This window comes from Pontibacterium granulatum (genome assembly GCF_029961155.1).
GTDB classification, from domain to species: Bacteria; Pseudomonadota; Gammaproteobacteria; order Pseudomonadales; family Balneatricaceae; genus Pontibacterium; species Pontibacterium granulatum.
Genome location: NZ_JASBRH010000056.1, coordinates 1 through 1,207 on the forward strand (window position 1 = coordinate 1; position 1,207 = coordinate 1,207).

At 60.7% G+C, this 1,207-nt stretch carries 1 protein-coding gene; it reads right to left on the reverse strand.

What is annotated here, in order from left to right; translation table 11 throughout:
- Positions 1-16 precede the first annotated feature (16 nt).
- The coding region (gene pcaF, locus QKW35_RS21195) for a 3-oxoadipyl-CoA thiolase (RefSeq protein WP_282356377.1) at positions 17-1,207 on the reverse strand (1,191 nt) is incomplete at its 5' end.

The window sequence follows — 1,207 nt, forward strand, 5'->3', positions numbered from 1 at the left end:
GCGTTTAAACCAATGCTTAAACGCGCTCAATGATGATCGCGATACCCTGACCTACACCAATACACATGGTGCACAGGGCGTAACGACCACCGGTACGATGCAACTGGTACATCGCAGTAGTTACAAGACGGGCACCGGAAGCACCCAGCGGGTGACCCAGTGAGATGGCACCGCCATTCGGGTTAACGTGGGCTGCATCATCCGGCAGGCCCAGATCACGCATCACGGCCAGACCCTGGGACGCAAAGGCTTCGTTTAGCTCGATCACGTCCATCTGATCCAGGGTCAGACCCGCTTTTTCCAGTACTTTCTTAGAGGCCGGTGCCGGACCGAAGCCCATGATGCGCGGCTCAAGGCCTGCGGTTGCCATCGCCACGATGCGCGCTTTCGGCGTCAGGCCGTTCTTCTCAGCGGCTTCTTTAGAGGCGATCAGCAGGGCGCAGGCACCGTCGTTCACACCGGACGCGTTGCCCGCGGTCACGGAACCGCCGTCACGGAACGGGGTTTTCAGCTTGGCCAGACCTTCCAGGGTGGTGGAGGCACGTGGATGCTCGTCGGTGTCGACGATCAGGTCGTCGCCTTTGCGCTGCGGGATGGTGACCGGGCAGATCTCTTCGTTGAACAGGCCCGCTTCCATCGCCGCCGCCGTTTTCTGCTGGCTGCGGAAGGCGAACAGGTCCTGGTCTTCACGGGAGATGTTGAAGTCTTCCGCCACGTTCTCAGCGGTCTCCGGCATGGAGTCCACACCGAACTCCGCTTTCATCTTCTTGTTGATGAAGCGCCAGCCGATGGTGGTGTCGTACAGGCCGTTCGGGGTACGGGAGAAGGCCGATTCCGCTTTACCCATGACAAACGGGGCGCGGGACATGGATTCACAGCCACCGGCGATCATCAGATCGGTTTCACCGGATTTGATGGCGCGGGCCGCCATACCGATGGCGTCCATACCGGAGCCACACAGACGGTTAATGGTGGTGCCTGGAACAGAGGTTGGCAGACCGGCCAGCAGCGAGGACATGCGCGCTACGTTCCGGTTGTCTTCACCTGCCTGGTTGGCGTTGCCATAGATCACGTCGTCCACGGACCCCCAGTCCACATTCGGGTTGCGGTCCATCAGTGCTTTCAGGGGCACCGCACCCAGGTCATCAGCTCGAACACTGGAAAGACCACCGCCGTAGCGGCCAAACGGGGTACGGATCGCATCGCA